The sequence below is a fragment of the Citrobacter sp. MGH104 genome, from assembly GCF_001034485.1.
Lineage (GTDB): Bacteria > Pseudomonadota > Gammaproteobacteria > Enterobacterales > Enterobacteriaceae > Citrobacter > Citrobacter freundii.
On the sequence record NZ_KQ089818.1, the window covers coordinates 816315 to 833725 of the forward strand.

The 17411-nt window shown below is 51.4% G+C and carries 11 protein-coding genes and 1 pseudogene; 7 read left to right on the plus strand and 5 right to left on the minus strand.

The features are described 5' to 3' along the window. Window positions 1-75: 75 nt before the first annotated feature. The 4 genes from alkB to SK34_RS03905 form a co-directional block, all read right to left on the minus strand. Window positions 76-726, minus strand: a complete 651-nt coding sequence (gene alkB, locus SK34_RS03890; protein ID WP_048232417.1) for a DNA oxidative demethylase AlkB — start codon at window positions 724-726, stop codon at window positions 76-78. Continuing rightward, window positions 726-1790 carry a bifunctional DNA-binding transcriptional regulator/O6-methylguanine-DNA methyltransferase Ada gene (gene ada / locus SK34_RS03895; protein WP_048232419.1) on the minus strand — a complete coding sequence of 355 codons (1065 nt, stop codon included), beginning with the start codon at window positions 1788-1790 and terminating at the stop codon, window positions 726-728. The genes alkB and ada overlap by 1 nt, the downstream gene beginning before the upstream one ends. Window positions 1791-1869: 79 nt before the next feature. Continuing rightward, complete coding sequence (gene apbE / locus SK34_RS03900; protein ID WP_048232421.1) at window positions 1870-2922, minus strand: FAD:protein FMN transferase ApbE; 1053 nt, start codon at window positions 2920-2922, stop codon at window positions 1870-1872. 115 nt (window positions 2923-3037) lie between these two features. After that, window positions 3038-4138 (minus strand): porin OmpC, encoded by a 1101-nt coding sequence (locus tag SK34_RS03905; protein ID WP_003839420.1) that lies wholly within the window; start codon window positions 4136-4138, stop codon window positions 3038-3040. A gap of 738 nt (window positions 4139-4876) precedes the next feature. Between SK34_RS03905 and rcsD the strand changes: the two genes are divergently transcribed. Together rcsD and rcsB are read left to right on the plus strand one after the other, a co-directional pair. Continuing rightward, window positions 4877-7546, plus strand: coding sequence for a phosphotransferase RcsD (gene rcsD, locus SK34_RS03910; protein ID WP_003845134.1), 2670 nt, complete (start codon window positions 4877-4879; stop codon window positions 7544-7546). A gap of 16 nt (window positions 7547-7562) precedes the next feature. Continuing rightward, complete coding sequence (gene rcsB, locus SK34_RS03915) at window positions 7563-8213, plus strand: response regulator transcription factor RcsB (RefSeq protein WP_003027592.1); 651 nt, start codon at window positions 7563-7565, stop codon at window positions 8211-8213. A gap of 112 nt (window positions 8214-8325) precedes the next feature. Here the strand turns inward: rcsB and rcsC are convergent, their stop codons facing one another. After that, the gene (rcsC, locus tag SK34_RS03920) at window positions 8326-11172 is read right to left on the minus strand and encodes a two-component system sensor histidine kinase RcsC (protein WP_048232422.1); all 2847 of its coding nucleotides are present in this window, start codon (window positions 11170-11172) and stop codon (window positions 8326-8328) included. A 168-nt stretch (window positions 11173-11340) separates the two neighbouring features. Here rcsC and atoS point away from each other — a divergent pair. The 5 genes and pseudogenes from atoS to SK34_RS03945 all read left to right on the plus strand — a co-directional run bounded on the left by atoS (window position 11341) and on the right by SK34_RS03945 (window position 17391). Next, window positions 11341-13179 (plus strand): annotated as a pseudogene (gene atoS / locus SK34_RS03925) (two-component system sensor histidine kinase AtoS). After that, complete coding sequence (atoC, locus tag SK34_RS03930; RefSeq protein WP_003845131.1) at window positions 13176-14561, plus strand: acetoacetate metabolism transcriptional regulator AtoC; 1386 nt, start codon at window positions 13176-13178, stop codon at window positions 14559-14561. The pseudogene atoS and the gene atoC overlap by 4 nt, the downstream one beginning before the upstream one ends. Before the next feature lie 198 nt (window positions 14562-14759). Further along, window positions 14760-15419, plus strand: coding sequence for an acetate CoA-transferase subunit alpha (atoD, locus tag SK34_RS03935; RefSeq protein WP_003845129.1), 660 nt, complete (start codon window positions 14760-14762; stop codon window positions 15417-15419). 2 nt (window positions 15420-15421) lie between these two features. Further along, a complete protein-coding gene (locus SK34_RS03940; RefSeq protein ID WP_003845127.1) occupies window positions 15422-16072 on the plus strand; it encodes a 3-oxoacid CoA-transferase subunit B in 651 nt (216 codons plus the stop codon). Continuing rightward, complete coding sequence (locus SK34_RS03945; RefSeq protein WP_003845126.1) at window positions 16069-17391, plus strand: TIGR00366 family protein; 1323 nt, start codon at window positions 16069-16071, stop codon at window positions 17389-17391. The genes SK34_RS03940 and SK34_RS03945 overlap by 4 nt, the downstream gene beginning before the upstream one ends. Window positions 17392-17411: the final 20 nt, after the last annotated feature.

A 17411-nucleotide genomic window follows, 5' to 3' on the forward strand; every position in this document is an offset into this window, starting at 1 on the left:
GCACACAACCCGGACAAGTAATAACAGCCCGCAGTTTAAACATCTCTTCGCTGACAGCAATAATAATTCTTATTTTTATTCTTTTTTACCTGCCTGACGAAACGTCAGATTGTAACGACAGTCTCCGGTCAACGGATGATACCCCGTTTTAAGCGGCTGGATCCCATGATAAAACAGCCGCGAATTACCGCCCCACACCACGACATCGCCATGTTCCAGCAGCAAACGCTTTAAAGGGTCATTACGGCGCAATCCGCCAAATTGAAAAATGGCCGGTAGCCCCAGCGATACAGAGACAATCGGCGCCCGCAGGTCGGGCTCGTCTTTATCCTGATGTAAGGACAGTTTTGCCCCTGGCGTGTAGCGGTTAATCAGGCAGGCATCGGGTTGAAAATCAGGATAGCCCGCCGCCGTCGCCGCCTGTTGACACAGGTCAGCAAATGCATCCGGCAGCGGCGGCCAGTGCACGCCGGTGAGTGGATCAAACGGAGAATAAAGATAGCCATGCTGATCCGTCGTCCAGCCCAGATGGCCGCAGTTGGTCATTGCCACCGACATCGTATAGCCGCCGGGCGTTACCATCTGACGAAATGGCGACTGTCTGGCGACAGCCGCTATCGCCTGCAGTAAAGTAGGTGCAGAGTCAAAAGCGAAACGTCGCAGAATAACCGCACCTGAAGCCAGCGGCTCCTGCCAGGGTTTAGCATCCGCAAAAAGATCGAGCATTATGTTTCCTCGCCAGTAGTTTCCCGTTGCAGTAACTGCGCCTTGCGCGCAATACCCCATCGGTAGCCCGAAAGTGCGCCATCACCACGGATCACCCGGTGACACGGAATAACAATCGCCAGTTTGTTGGCCCCACAGGCACTGGCCACCGCGCGTACCGCCTTCGGTTTGCCGATGGCGCTGGCCAGCTGTTGGTAGCTCATTGTTTCGCCGCACGGAATTGCGCGCAGCGCCTGCCACACCTGCTGCTGAAATGCGGTGCCCCGGATATCCAGGGGTAGCGATAGCGACGCGTCACGCGAGTTGATCGCGGCGATCACTTCGCGCACGCGCTGCTGAAAATCGGCATCTGCAGGAACATCCTGCGCGGCGGGAAACAGCTCATGCAGATCCGCAACTAACGTGGCGTCATCATCACCAAGTAAGATCGCACAGATACCCCGCTCGCTTTCTGCCACCAGACAACGACCCAGAGCGCAATCTGCGAGGGTATAGCGTACAGAAACGTTGTCGCCACCTTTACGAAATTGCTTTGCGGTCATGCCTAATGTCTGATCCGCTTTGCGGTAATAGCTGCTGCTGTCGGGGAATCCGGCGTTGAGAATCGCCTGCGTAACCGGAACACCTTTCGCCAGAGCATCGCGCAGACGGCGGGCACGCCAGGACTGCTGCCACGCTTTCGGGGTCATGCCTGTCGTAGCTTTGAACAAGCGATGTAAGTGATACGGGCTCATTGCCACCTGTTGTGCCAACTCGTCCAACGTAAGAGGTGACTCTTGCTCCAACAACTGGCAGGCGCGGGCAATTTTGTCCAGTCGATGCTGTTGCGCGCTGTCTTTATCCGGCTGGCAGCGCTTACAGGGGCGAAACCCGGCAGCCTGCGCCTGCTGAGCATCAGAGAAAAAGCAGACATTTTTGCGCAGCGCATGTTTTGCCCGACAGGACGGACGGCAGAAAATACCGGTGGTCTGGACGGCAAAAACAAAATGACCGTCGGCGTCGGCGTCACGAGCCAAAACGGACTGCCAACGGTCATCGTCAGTGATGCGTAAACGATTTTTCATTTCGGACTCCTTTGTTAAGCATAGCGCTTAGCCTCAGTGTGTCCCCATAGCCGGATACAAAAACCCGCAATCTTGCTTTTTAATTTTTTTCGCTGACCAGAAAGCTTTTGAACTGCGGCGACATCCAGGTGTTAAACCCCTCGCCCTCTTTCATAATCATATAGACCGCCAGCCCTTCACGACGCACAACTTCTTTGGCCTTTTCCGGGCCGAGCACCATCAATCCAGTATCCCAGCCGTCAGCTTCCAGCGCCGTTGGTGCAATGACCGTTACGGACACCAGGTTGTGTTCAATCGGACGACCGGTTTGCGGATCGATAACATGGGAAAGACGCTTGCCATCCAGCTCATAATAGTTACGGTAGCTGCCGGAGGTGCTAATGCCATGCCCGTTAATGTCTACAATCGCCTGCACCGCGTTTTCACGATCGGTCGGTTTCTGAATTGCGACACGCCACGGATGCCCTTCAGCATTCATACCGCGGCTGTTTAGCGCACCACCAACGGAAACCAGATAACGGGCGATCCCTTCCTGCTCCATTAATCGTGCCAGATGATCGGCGGCGTACCCTTCGCCAACGGTAGAGAGATCCACATACAGATCCGGCAAGTCTTTTTGCAGGTAATTCTGATGCGCTTCATTCACGACCTTTAGATGTGAAAGTCCGGTTTTCGCTTTTGCAGCGTCAATTTGCTCTTGGGTGGGAATATGCAACGGTTGCTGATCCGGGCCAAAGCCCCACAGATTGACTAACGGCCCCACGGTGATATCCATAGCCCCATCGGTTTTTGCGCCAATGCGTAGCGCCGAGGTCACGATATCCGCCATGGCGTCGCTAACCGGCCATGGTGACAAACTATTCGATAAGTTAAAGCGCATCAATGCAGAGTCATTTTTATAGGTGGAGAGCAGTTGATCATCGGCATCAAGCTGAGTCTGGATCTTCACCTGTAGTTCTGCGGCGCGTTTTGCATCGACGCCCACGACACTGACCCGCCAGAAAGTGCCCATGGTTTTACCTTCCAGAACGGTGGCTGCCGTTGTGGTCTGAGCAGGTTTCGGGGCTTCATCGCACCCGACAAAAAAAATCGTCACCGCCAGCAGCGCTGCGCGATAAAATTTCATTTCCATACGTAATTATCCTCATGCGAACGCGCGCAAGAGTACACCAAAAATCGTTGTTTGTACGGCGGAAAAACAGCATTAAAAAAGGCCCCGCAGGGCCTTTGATAACAATAAATGTAGATTAGAACTGGTAAACCAGACCCAGCGCTACGATATCATCGGTACCGATACCTGCGTCACGGGTGAACTGATTGTCATCCAGCAGGTTGATTTTGTAATCAACATAGGTGGACATGTTTTTGTTGAAGTAGTAAGTCGCACCAACATCAACATATTTCACGATGTCTTCGTCGCCATAGCCACGGCCCAGGTCTTTACCTTTAGACTGCAGGTAAGCCACGGACGGACGCAGACCGAAGTCGAACTGGTACTGAGCAACCGCTTCGAAGTTCTGTGCTTTGTTAGCCCAACCCAGGGAGCCTGCACGCGTTGCGTTGTAGGTCTGAGTGTATTGAGTTGCAAAGTAGAAGTTGTTCGCGTCGTATTTAATACCACCGGTATAGGTTTCAGCACGGTCGCCGGTACCGAAGTTCAAACGGTTCTGTTCGTCGGTACGTTTTGAACTGGTGACTGCAGTACCCAGAGAGAAGCCTTCGCCGATATCATAAGTGATAGATCCGCCAACGCCGTCACCATTCTGACGCAGTGCTTCACGACCGTTGTTGGTCACGCCGGTCATGCCTTCGCCTTCCGGGCTACCGTTTTTACCCTGATACTGCAGGGCAAAGTTCAGGCCATCAACCAGGCCGAAGAAGTCGGTGTTACGGTAGGTCGCGAAACCGTTACCACGCTGCTGCATGAAGTTGTCAGAACCGTAGGTGTCGCCGCCGAATTCCGGCAGAACGTCGGTCCAGGACGTTACATCGTAAACTACGCCGTAGTTACGACCGTAGTCGAAAGAACCAACATCAGCGAATTTCAGACCCGCAAACGCCACACGCGTCCAGGAGTTGTTCTGAGATTCAGGCGCGTTACCCTGAATCTGGTATTCCCACTGGCCGTAACCGGTCAGTTGGTCATTAACCTGAGTTTCGCCTTTGAAGCCGATACGCATATAGGTTTGGTCACCATCAGCGCTTTTGTCATCGGAGAAATAGTGCAGACCGTCGACTTTGCCGTACAGGTCTAATTTGTTGCCGTCTTTGTTATAAATTTCAGCCGCATTCGCTGCGCCTGCTACCAGCAGTGCTGGTACCAGGAGGGACAGTACTTTAACTTTCATGTTATTAACCCTCTGTTATATGCCTTTATTGCTTTTTTATGCCACTGCATACTGATTAAGGTCATTAACCAGTCGGCAACTTCATTCTCCGCAAAAACACAGAATAATCCAACACGAATATGATACTAAAACTTTTAAGGTGTTTCATTTATCCGCATAGATGTTTCAAAATATTAATACAAGGGAACTTTTTTAAAATCAAAAAATAGGCAAAATAAGCACAAATAATCAAGAATCATATCAATAATCTTTAAAATCAATTAATTACACGAAAAAATCTTATAGCACTGAATGACAAAAAAAAATCTTCACTCGCAACTAAAATAGACCCGCTATCATCATTAACTTTATTTATTACCGTCATTCATTTATGAATGTCTGTTTACCCCTATTTCAGCCGAATGCTCAGCGTTCGGTTTTTTTTTACCCTTCTTTACACAAAACTTACCTTTCTGTGCTACCGATGCAAAACTATAACGACTATTAACTATCTCATAGCACTGCGCTCAGATATAAGCCTGACAAATAATTGATTGTTATTTAATGCTAAATGTATACTTTCCGTACGAATATTTGTACCCGCCGTTATCCACTGTACACCTTTGCACCGTCACGGGCGCAACCAAATGAGGCGTAAAAAATGCAACCTCTGCCGCGCGGTGTAAGTGTGGTAATTCATACATTACCCTTTATACTGCCCCTTCATCTTTCGCGTCGTTTAACAGGTCATAAACACGAATGAGTCAGTCTGACACAACGGTTTCCACCCGATTCTCCCTGTTGCCAGGAAGTATTACCCGTTTCTTCTTATTACTGATCGTTGTGCTGTTGGTGATGATGGGTGTTATGGTCCAGAGCGCCGTCAACACCTGGTTAAAAGATAAGAGCTATCAGATCGTCGATATTACCCATGCCATTCATAAAAGGGTCGATACCTGGCGATACGTGACCTGGCAAATCTATGACAACATTGCCGCCTCAACCAGTTCGCCGGGTGCAGAAGGGCTGCAGGAAACGCGTCTGAAACAAGACGTCTATTATCTTGAGAAGCCGCGCAGAAAGACCGAGGCACTGATTTTCGGCTCGCATGACAGTTCTACATTGGAAATGACCCAGCGCATTTCAACATATCTGGATACGTTGTGGGGCGCAGAGAATGTCCCATGGTCAATGTATTACCTGAATGGTCAGGACAACAGTCTGATCCTAATCTCGACGTTACCGCTGAAAGATCTTACCTCCGGTTTTAAAGAATCGACGATTGGGAATATTGTCGATTCCCGGCGCGCTGAGATGCTGCAACAGGCTAATGCGCTAGATGAACGTGAAAGCTTCTCTTCACTGCGCCGTCTGGCCTGGCAGAACGGGCATTACTTCACGCTACGCACGACCTTTAATCAGCCAGGACATCTGGCAACGGTTGTCGCCTTTGACCTGCCGATTAATGACTTGATCCCGCCCGGTATGCCGCTGGACAGTTTCTATCTGGAACCAGATGCCACCTCAACGACCGAGCACCTGAATGAAAAAGAGTCGCCTGACAGCGTCAGCATTAATTTCAACAACAGTAAAATTGAGATCTCTTCGGCGCTAAACTCAACGGATATGCGGCTGGTATGGCAGGTTCCGTTTGGCTCATTGCTGCTCGATACATTGCAAAGCATTCTGCTACCGCTTTTGCTGAACATTGCGTTGCTGGCCCTGGCGCTGTTTGGCTATACCACTTTTCGCCACCTCCCAGTCCGTTCCACCCAAGTGGCGCCAAACCTTGCGGCAAATAATGAACTGCGCGTTCTTCGCGCAATCAATGAAGAGATTGTTTCCCTTCTGCCACTGGGATTACTGGTGCACGATCAGGAAGCAAATCGTACGGTTATCAGCAACAAAATTGCCGATCACCTGCTGCCGCATTTAAATCTGCAAAACATTACCAACATGGCAGAGCAGCATCAGGGAATCATTCAAGCCACCATCAATAATGAACTGTATGAAATCAGACTGTTTCGCAGCCAGATCTCCCCGAGAACGCAGATCTTTATCATTCGTGACCAGGACCGCGAAGTGCTGGTCAATAAGAAGCTGAAACAAGCGCAGCGGCTGTATGAGAAAAATCAGCAGGCCCGCGCGGCCTTTATGCAGAATATTGGCAGCGCGCTGAAAGACCCCGCGAAAACGTTGGCTGCCAATGCCGCCGCGCTCAATACACCGGACAGCCAGAAACTGGCAAATCAGGCCGACGTTCTGGTGCGAATGGTGGACGAAATCCAGCTAGCCAACCTGCTGGAGAACGATGCCTGGAAAGGTGAATCCACACTGTTTTCCGTGCAGGCATTAATTGACGACGTAGTTCCGGAGGTTCTGCCAGCCATTAAGCGTAAGGGGCTGCAGCTACTGATTAAAAATCACCTTAGCGCCCATGATGAACGCCGTGGCGATCGCGATGCCTTGCGCCGTATTTTGCTGCTGTTGATCCAATATGCGGTAACCACCACGCAGATTGGTAAAATAACGCTGGAAGTAGACCAGGATGAGTCAGAGGCTGAACGCCTGACCTTCCGCATTCTGGATACCGGGCAAGGCGTCACATTGAATGAAGTTGATAATCTCCATTTCCCGTTCATCAATGACACGCAGGGCGATCGGTATGGCAAAGCCAACCCTCTGACGTTCTGGTTGTGCGATCAGTTAGCCCGTAAGCTTGGCGGACATCTGAATATCAAAGCGCGGGAAGAACTTGGAACACGTTATATCGTCCATGTTAAAATGCCGCTGCACGATCAACATGCTGATAGTGAAGAGCGCCTGTTGGATGACGTCTGCGTAATGGTTGATGTCACCTCAAATGACGTACGTAGCATTGTATTACGTCAGCTGGAAAACTGGGGGGCAACCTGCATCACGCCCGATGAACGGTTGAATAGTCAAGAATATGATCTCTTTTTAACGGATAATCCGTCTAATCTTACTGCTTCAGGCCTACTTTTAAGCGATGATGAGTCTGGCGTGCGGAAAATTGGCCCTGGCCAACTGCGCGTTAACTTTAATATGAGCAATGCTATGCAGGAAGCTGTCCTTGAGCTGATTGAAGAGCAACTGGCGCAAGAAGGGTTCCAGGAACTCCCCCTCGGCGGAGATGAAAACGCCGAACTTCATGCCAGTGGTTACTACGCTCTCTTTGTAGACACAGTACCGGATGATGTTAAGAGGTTGTATACTGAGGCGGCTATCAGCGATTTCGCTGCGTTAGCCCAAACGGCCCATCGCCTGAAAGGCGTGTTTGCCATGCTTAATCTGGTACCCGGCAAGCAGTTATGTGAAGCGCTGGAACATCTTATTCAAGAGAAAGATGCTCCAGGTATAGAAAAATACATCAGCGACATTGACGTTTACGTCAAGAGCTTGCTGTAGCAAGGTAGCCCAATACATGAACACTATGAACGTAATTATTGCCGATGACCACCCGATTGTACTGTTCGGTATTCGTAAATCACTTGAGCAAATCGAGTGGGTAAATGTTGTCGGCGAATTTGAAGACTCCACTGCACTGATCAACAATTTGCCTAAGTTGGATGCGCATGTGTTGATTACCGACCTCTCTATGCCGGGAGATAAATACGGTGATGGGATCACGTTAATTAAATATATCAAGCGTCATTTCCCGAGCCTGTCGATTATCGTCCTGACCATGAACAACAATCCGGCTATTCTGAGCGCGGTACTGGATCTCGATATTGAAGGGATTGTACTGAAGCAAGGTGCGCCAACCGATCTGCCGAAAGCGCTTGCCGCACTACAGAAAGGTAAGAAATTCACCCCGGAAAGCGTGTCTCGTCTGCTGGAAAAAATCAGCGCCAGCGGCTATGGCGACAAACGTCTGTCACCGAAAGAGAGTGAAGTTCTGCGTCTGTTTGCCGAAGGTTTCCTGGTTACTGAAATTGCGAAAAAACTCAACCGCAGTATTAAAACCATCAGTAGCCAGAAAAAGTCGGCAATGATGAAACTCGGTGTGGAAAACGATATCGCCCTGTTGAATTACCTCTCTTCCGTAACGCTGAGTCCCTCAGACAAAGAGTAATTCTTTTAACACCAAAGTGCCTGATGGCACGCCGTTTATCAGGCCTACGAATGACACTGCTTGGTGCGTGTTCCGTAGGCCGGATAAGGCAAGCGCCGCCATCCGGCATCTGTTATTCCCGCGCCTTCCTCACCCTTTCCGCATAGACCGTCAGCGTTTGCTTCAATACATCCAACGTCACTGGCTTAGACAGACAGCTATCCATACCCGATTCCAGGCAACGCTGCTTCTCTTCGGCCAGCGCGTTGGCCGTCACGCCGACAACCGGCAGCGTTAACCCTAACTGGCGGATACGCTGGGTCAGGCGATAACCATCCATGTTTGGCATGTTGACGTCACTCAGCACAATGTCGATATGATTTTTGCTGAGCACATTGAGCGCATCCACACCGTCATTCGCGGTTTTACACTGATATCCCAACGATCCCAATTGATCGGCCAGTAAGCGCCGGTTTATAGGATGATCGTCAACAACCAGGATCATCATGTCATCGTTCGTCGCACCGGCTTTATCCGGGGTTGGCAGCGCCGTGGAGAGATCTTCACTCCCCAACTCTACACTGTAGATATGTGCCAACAGCGCAGGCAGTTCGTGCGGTGACGCCACGCTGTGTACCCATTCTCCAGGCTCTCTTTCCAGCGGAATGCCAATATGTCGGCGGCAGAAAATCACCGCTGCTCGCCCCTGCCAGGCCTGTTCCAGCACATCGTCGGCCACCAACAGGTCATCCGCATCGGGCTGTTGTCCCTCATATCGCAACACCATCATCCCATTACGCGTCAGGCTGGATTCGAGAAAGTGGTACAGTGACGCATTACGTACTGCCAGCCAGCAACGTGTACCAGCCAATCCTTCAACACCCTTTTTCAGCGGATACTGTGCGCCATAAAGCGGAATACGCAGCGTAAACTGGCTCCCCATTCCCGGCTCGGAATCGACGGAAATATCCCCATCCATCATGCTGATCAGTTTTTCACAGATAGCCAAACCAAGTCCCGTTCCCTGGAAATTACGCTGTACGCCAGTCCCCACTTGGAAGAAAGGATCGAACAACCGAACCACCTCTTTGGCAGGGATCCCTACACCAGTATCACGCACTCGAATGCTCAGGTAGTCGCCGCTGCACTGCACGTGCAACACAATACAACCGGTATCGGTAAACTTGATTGCGTTACTCAGTAGATTAGAAATCACCTGTTGTAAACGCATCGGATCGCCATTCAGCGCCACAGGCACATCCGGATCGATAAAGCAGTACAACCCCAACTGCTTGCGGACCACCAGCGGCAAATAGTTAGCCGTAATATGGTTCATGACTTCACGCGGTGAAAACTCTCGCGGTTCAATCTTCAGCTGTTCAGATTCAATCTTTGAGAAGTCGAGAATATCGCTGATAATTTTCAACAGCAGGCTGGAAGAGTTATTCATCGCCGTTACCAGACGATCCACCCCACTCGGTAACTCTTTGGTTTGCAACAAATCAAGGTTACCGATAATGCCATACAGCGGTGTACGTAGCTCATGGCTCACCGTCGCAAGGAACATCGATTTTGACTGGCTAGCCTGTTCCGCCGCCTGTGCCATCTCCTGCAACGACTCTTCCATTTTAACGCGCGCACTGACATCAACAAGGACACAAATTGCCACGTTTTCATTACGATAGCGCGAGTGTACAAAGCTGATTTGCAGATTGGTATTGTTGCTGGTCAGCACATCAACAAAATTGACCTGTTGGCCGCAAATAATTTGCGTTAACCGCTGACGGTCTTCATGCGTCAGCATGTTCAGATAGGTGTGCGCCAGTTCGTTACTCAGGATATTAATGCCATCCATCGTGCGCAGAATACAAATACCCACCGGCGCAGAAGCCACGATTTTACGGTTAAACTGCTCATGTTCTTCCAGCCGCTGAGCATCACTTTCCGCTGGAATAAAAATGCGCCGTTCATACATGCGCGTGAGCATAAACAATGCCGCCCCGACCAGCACGTTCAGCAATATAGCGTTCAGGATCATCATGCGGATCCGCTCCAGCACCAGGTCGACAGGAACGGAGTACACGATGCTCAGGGAGGACGGAGGCAGATTTTTCTTCAGTACCAGCTCGCGGAAACCTGGCGTGTAACCAAACCAGGAGCGCTCCTGCATCCAGTGGGGCTCAGCCTTAATATTCCCTTCAGGGCCGGTGAGAGAAATTAGCGCATGGCCATTTTCGTCGAGGATGGTCACGCCCATCGGTAAACTACCCGGCGTGAAGAAATTCTCCATGCGAATAGGTTGCTCTACGCCCAACAGCGCCTGGAGACGATTGGCGAGGTAAACCGGCGTCAGTGCATAGAAATACCCTACCCCCGGACGCGGCCCCTGGCTAATCCAGAACAAGTTGTTGCCGTTTTCTTCTTGCGTAGCATTGCGATACTTAATAATGCGCTCATGCAGAGCCTTCAGGGCCTCGTCTCGTTCGACGGGCATATCACGCAAACCGAAATTGGCCATACAGAGGTTGTCGCTGCCGATCAGGAACACTCGATTTAAATCATAAGCGGCGGAAAAGTTGTCGCGCCAGTAGCGCATAAACCATGCCAGTGATTCCAGAGAACCTCGCCAGGCGTTGCCCATTACGGAACAGTCGGAGTCGGCAAACAGCGGCTCAAAATTAGGCACGACGGTTTTATCATCTCGCGCCCGCAGCGACATCACGCCGTTTTCCGCCGTTAAGCGATTTTCGGCAATATATTTCAGCTCTTTAATCACATCAGAGGTGCGCTGAATGTAACGTTGGGCCTGATCGGAGCTGAGATTAAGCTCCTGATGGATTTCAGACTCTCGCTGGTGCAGCGCATTCACAATGTAGAACACGGAGGCAAACGCAATCAGACACCAGATAACGAGCGCCAGCGCTCTGAACAGGTAGCGTGAGACTTTTAGGGTTGAATGAACGGAAGCAAGGTATTTCAAAGGGGCGAAGCTCCGCCTCAGGGCATTAATAGAGTGTGGTTAAGGTAGCGGTAAATGTCCGGCGTCGCAATGCCCTCTCTTTACGGGAATATGATACACCGCTCTGAAACCATTGTCTTAACCCGTGATAATCATCGTTTGCCTGAAAAACACTGCACGGATGTCAGAATGCGCGACCTGAGATGGCTGGCTCGTCGGTTATACCCACGACGATTACGCAACCAAATGATCATGATGGCCATTCTGATGGTCATCATTCCGACGATATCTATAGGCTATATCGTAGAAACTGAAGGCCGTTCAGCAGTCTTATCTGAAAAAGAGAAAAAACTTTCATCGGTGATAACCCTGCTAAACGATGCGCTGGGCGACCGCTTTAGTCACTACCCAGACCTGCCGCGTGAAGCGCGTATTCGCGCGCTTAATCATGAGTTGGGCCCCGTCACCGAACGGATTACGCAGGCGTTTCCCGGCATTGGCGCAGGGTATTACCACAAAGCGCTGGATGCCATTATCACCTATGCCCCCTTTGCGCTCTACCAAAGCAACGTAGGTATTACCATCACCGAGGATCACCCCGGACGTGAAGTGATGAGTAGCAACTCGCCAGTGGTCTATTCAGGGCGACAAGTACGCGGCGATATACTCAACTCCATGATCCCAATAGAGCGCCAGGGTGAAGTTATTGGCTATATCTGGGCCAATGAGTTAACGGAAGATATCCGCCAGCAGGCCTGGAAAATGGACGTCAGGATTATTGCTGTCCTGGTTGCCGGGCTCATCTGTAGCCTGCTGCTCATCGTGCATTTTTCACGCCGTCTCAGTGCGAATATCGACATTATCACCGATGGACTCTCAACGCTGGCACAAAAAACGCCTGCCCGATTGCCTGAACTCCCCGGCGAGTTGGGACAAATCAGCCGTAGCGTCAATGCGTTGGCGCAAACGCTACGAGAAACCAAAACCCTTAACGATCTGATTATTGAAAATGCTGCCGATGGCGTGATCGCCATCGACAGACAGGGTGACGTCACCACCATGAACCCGGCGGCAGAGCAGATAACAGGCTACACGCTGCATGAGCTGGTTGGACAGTCTTACGCGACGCTCTTTGCCAACACGCAGTTTTATAGCCCGGTATTGGACACCCTTGAGCACGGTACTGAACATGTGGCCTAGGAGATTAGCTTTCCAGGACGTGAACGCACCATTGAAATCAGCGTCACCACGAGCAGGATCCATAACGCCCACGGCGAGTTGATTGGCGCATTGGTTATTTTCTCGGATTTAACCGCTCGTAAAGAGGCCCAGCGTCGCCTGGCGCAAACTGAAAGGCTTGCCACCTTAGGTGAGCTGATGGCCGGCGTCGCACATGAAGTGAGAAACCCGCTGACCGCAATCCGTGGCTACGTCCAGATCATCCGCCAGCAAACCTCTCTGCCGGAGCATCAGGAATATTTATCTGTTGTGCTTAATGAAATTGATTCCATCAATAAAGTTATTCAACAACTGTTAGATTTCTCGCGACCGCGACAAAGCCAGTGGCAACAGATCCAGCTCAATGCGCTAATTGAAGAAACGCTAATCCTGGTGCAAACCGCTGGCCTTCAGGCACGGATCGCCTTTATAACGGAATTAGATCCCAGCCTGCCGCCGATCGTCGCCGATCGCGAGCTTCTCAAACAGGTAGTCCTCAATATTTTAATCAATGCGGTACAGGCGATCGCTGCACGAGGAGAAATTCGCATTCGCACCTGGCAATACTCTGCCTCGCAACAGGCCGTGATGATTGAAGATAATGGCAACGGTATCGAACTCACCATCCGGAAGAAAATATTCGATCCCTTTTTTACGACAAAAGCATCCGGCACCGGTCTTGGACTGGCGCTGAGCCAGCGCATCATTAACGCGCATCAGGGGGATATTCACGTCACCAGCCAGCCAGGCTGCGGGGCGATATTCACCCTCATTTTACCTCTTAACCCGCAGGGAAATCCGTCAGAATGAAAACGACCTACCGTATTCTCATCGTGGATGATGAAGACAATGTTCGCCGTATGCTTGCCACTGCATTTTCCCTGCAGGGACATGAAACGCATTGCGCCAGCGACGGGAAAGCCGCGCTGAGCCTGTTTAGCGAAATGCAGCCCGACGTGGTGCTGATGGACATTCGCATGCCGGAGATGGATGGCATCGACGCGCTGAAAGTCATGCGTACACAGCAACCACGCATCCCCGTCATTTTGATGACCGCCTATGCCGAAGTAGAAACCGCAGTAGAAGCTCTGCGTAGCGGCGCATTCGACTACGTGATTAAGCCCTTTGATCTCGACGAGCTAAGTATGGTGATTCAACGCGCGTTGCAATTGCAGGAGATGAAACAGGAAATCCGCAATCTGCATAAAGCGTTGAGCACCAGCTGGCAATGGGGACATATTCTGACCAACAGCCCACGAATGATGGATATCTGTAAAGACACGGCGAAAATTGCCCTCTCACAGGCAAATGTCCTGATCAGCGGTGAAAGTGGCACAGGAAAAGAGCTGATCGCCCGCGCCATTCATTACAACAGCAAACGTGCCAATGGCCCGTTTATAAAAGTTAACTGCGCGGCTCTGCCGGAGTCGCTACTGGAAAGCGAGCTATTTGGTCACGAAAAAGGTGCGTTTACCGGGGCACAGACGTTGCGCCAGGGGTTGTTCGAACGCGCTCATCAGGGAACATTATTGCTTGATGAAATTGGTGAGATGCCGCTGGTGCTGCAGGCCAAACTGCTGCGTATTTTGCAGGAGAGAGAGTTTGAACGCATCGGCGGGCACCAGACCATTCGCGTTGATATTCGCATCGTCGCCGCCACTAACCGCTGCCTGCAAACGATGGTGAAGGAAGGAACGTTTCGCGAAGATCTGTTTTACCGGCTCAACGTTATCCATCTGACTTTGCCTCCCTTACGCGAGCGTCGGGAAGACATTGCTTTATTAGCGAACCATTTTTTACAAAAATTCAGCTCTGAAAATCAGCGAGATATTATCGAGATCGACCCGACGGCGATGTCGATTCTCACCGCCTGGCCCTGGCCGGGTAATATTCGCGAACTGTCAAACGTCATCGAACGTGCAGTCGTGATGAATACCGGCGCGGTGATCTTTGCCGACGATCTCCCCGACCCGTTCCGCAACCCGGTTAACGCAATGACAGAGACAAAACCAACTTACTCCGGGGAACGCAATCTGAAAGAAGAGATTAAGCGTGAGGAAAAACGCATTATCCTCGAAGTCCTCGATAATCAGGACGGCAATCGTACCCGCACGGCGTTGATGCTGGGGATTAGCCGTCGCGCTCTGATGTATAAATTACAAGAGTACGGCATCGACCCATCGGGTTCCTGATACGCTAATTTGCTATGCAGAATTTTGCACACTGCGCAAAACTCTGCATAGTCCCCTCATCTTCCCATCAGCAAAAGAAGAAAAATTATCATTTAATTTCAATGCATTAAATAATCTCATTTCACCTTTATCATTCTGGCACCCTGCTTGCAATTCCCTGAACGTACCCAAAATGGAGTATGCAAAAAGGGAAACATAATGAAAACAAAACTGATTACCTTACAAGACGCTGCGGGCTTCTTTCGTGACGGCATGACCATCATGGTCGGTGGTTTTATGGGGGTTGGCACACCACCTCGTCTGGTTGAAGCCCTGCTGGAATCCGGCGTCCGGGATCTGACGCTAATTGCTAACGATACCGCCTTTGTCGATACCGGTATCGGCCCCCTGATCGTCAATGGGCGGGTCAGCAAAGTGATTGCCTCACACATTGGCACCAACCCGGAAACGGGTCGCCGCATGATCGCCGGTGAAATGGACGTTCAACTGGTTCCGCAAGGTACCCTGATCGAGCAAATCCGCTGCGGCGGCGCGGGTCTTGGCGGCTTTCTGACGCCCACCGGCGTCGGCACCATCGTGGAAGATGGAAAACAGACCATGACGCTCGAGGGTAAAACCTGGCTGCTTGAACGCCCATTGCGCGCCGATTTAGCGCTAATTCGCGCCCATCGCGCTGACATGCTTGGCAACCTCACTTATCAGCTCAGCGCCCGGAACTTTAATCCTCTAATTGCTCTCGCCGCTGACATCACGCTGGTTGAACCGGATGAAATGGTGGAAACAGGTGAGCTGCAGCCTGACCAGATTGTTACCCCCGGCGCCGTTATCGACCATATCGTCATTCCACAGGAGAGCTAATCATGGATGCTAAACAACGTATTGCGCGCCGTGTGGCGCAAGAGCTTCGCGATGGCGATATCGTTAACTTAGGTATCGGCCTGCCGACGATGGTAGCCAACTATTTGCCCGCGGATATTCACATTACGCTGCAATCTGAGAACGGTTTTCTGGGACTGGGCCCTGTCACCACCGCGCATCCTGACCTGGTGAACGCGGGCGGCCAACCGTGCGGTATTTTGCCGGGCGCGGCGATGTTTGATAGCGCCATGTCGTTCGCGTTGATTCGCGGCGGTCACGTTGATGCCTGTGTGCTTGGCGGGTTGCAGGTCGATGAGCAGGCCAACCTAGCCAACTGGGTTGTTCCCGGAAAAATGGTGCCCGGCATGGGTGGCGCAATGGATCTGGTGACCGGTGCACGTAAAGTCATTATCGCCATGGAACATTGCGCGAAAGACGGCTCTGCGAAAATCCTGCGTCAATGCACCATGCCGCTTACTGCACAACATGCTGTGCACATGCTGGTCACTGAGCTCGCCGTATTTCGCTTTATTGACGGCAAAATGTGGCTGACTGAAATCGTCGAAGGTTGCGACATCGCCACGCTGCGTGAAAAAACCGACGCCCATTTTGATATTGCCGACGATCTTCGCATCCAGCGAGGTGACGCATGATTGGCCGCATCGCTCGCTTTATGACGCGGGTGGTCAGCCGCTGGCTGCCCGATCCGCTCATTTTCGCCATGTTATTAACGTTGCTGACTTTTGGCATCGCACTGTGGTTAACACCACAGACGCCTATTAGCATGGTGAAATTCTGGGGTGACGGTTTCTGGAACCTGCTGGCGTTTGGTATGCAGATGGCGCTGATCATCGTAACCGGCCATGCGTTAGCCAGTTCCGGGCCGGTGAAAAGCCTGCTGCGTACGGCGGCATCCGCCGCCAAAACCCCCGCTCAGGGGGTAATGTTGGTCACTTTTTTTGGTTCGGTGGCCTGCGTTATTAACTGGGGATTTGGTCTGGTGGTCGGGGCGATGTTCGCCCGCGAAGTCGCCCGTCGGGTACCGGGTTCCGATTATCCGTTATTGATTGCCTGCGCTTATATCGGGTTTTTGACCTGGGGTGGCGGTTTCTCTGGCTCAATGCCTTTGCTGGCGGCAACGCCTGGTAACCCGGTCGAGCACATAGCGGGCCTGATTCCTGTCGCGGATACTCTCTTCACCGGCTTCAATATCTTCATCACCGTGGCGCTGATTGTTGTGATGCCGTTCATTACACGCATGATGACGCCAAAACCTTCGGATGTGGTGAGCATCGATCCGAAACTGTTACTGGAAGAAGCAGATTTTCAGAAGAAACTGCCGCCAGATGCGCCACCATCGGAAAAACTGGAAGAGAGCCGCATTCTGGCGCTGATCATCGGTGCCTTAGGGATTGCCTATCTGGGCATCTACTTTGCCGAGAAAGGTTTCAACATCACCATCAATACCGTCAACCTGATGTTTATGATTGCCGGTCTGCTGCTGCACAAAACGCCGATGGCCTATATGCGTGCGGTCAGCGCCGCCGCACGTAGCACCGCCGGAATTCTGGTGCAATTCCCCTTCTACGCGGGCATTCAGTTGATGATGGAGCACTCCGGTCTCGGTGGGCTCATTACTGAGTTTTTCATCAACGTTGCTAACAAAGATACCTTCCCGCTGATGACCTTCTTCAGTTCAGCACTGATTAACTTTGCCGTGCCATCCGGCGGTGGCCATTGGGTTATTCAGGGACCGTTCGTCATGCCTGCCGCTCAAGCTCTGGGTGCCGATCTTGGCAAATCTGTCATGGCCATCGCCTACGGAGAGCAATGGATGAATATGGCACAGCCGTTCTGGGCACTCCCTGCTCTGGCCATCGCCGGATTGGGGGTACGCGACATCATGGGGTACTGCATCACCGCCCTGCTCTTCTCCGGCATCATTTTTGTTATTGGATTGACCTTGTTCTGACGGCAACCTCTTATTTAAAG